Genomic DNA, 538 nt, shown 5'->3' with positions numbered 1-538 from the left:
GTAGTTTGATCACCTTGAACATATTCTTCTTGGAAAGAACTTGAGGAAAAATGAGCGCAAGCTGGTAAAAGAGCAGAACAAACAGCAATGAAAATTAATATTCGTATTTTTTTAATCACTAATACTTCCTTTTGTGGATGATGCCTAAAAATTCTAACGCCTTTAGCTGCGGCGAGCGATAGCGAGTCCAGCCCAAGGCGTCCTTGGGCGATGCAGGCTAAACTTGTTAAGTTTGATCATGATGAGCAAAACTCGAAATATTTTTGCTTTAAGACGGTATTGATAATCTCATCGCGAGCCGATCCATGCAGTCTGATAGCTTCAGCAAGGACCGATAAATAAGGGTACAAAACTGCATAAGTGTTTAAAACTAACGGATCAAGAGTAACTTCTAGATATTCGCTAGTTAGTGTTTTCCAGCAAACTTTGATCGATTCTAACTCGAGATACAAAGTATGGACATAATCTGGAGAATCTTCATTTTGCGCGATTTCTTGGATTAATTTAGCAGCGCGACTAGCCAAGTGTATGCGGCGTT

Annotated in this window: 1 protein-coding gene; it reads right to left on the bottom strand. The window is 39.6% G+C overall.

Annotated elements, in window-relative coordinates:
• Window positions 1-236: 236 nt before the first annotated feature.
• Window positions 237-538: hypothetical protein (locus tag A3761_RS28325; RefSeq protein WP_231881101.1), on the bottom strand; the 302-nt coding region annotated here is incomplete at its 5' end.

The sequence above is a fragment of the Oleiphilus sp. HI0123 genome, from assembly GCF_001635315.1.
This window is presented reverse-complemented; position numbering and strand designations above follow the sequence as displayed.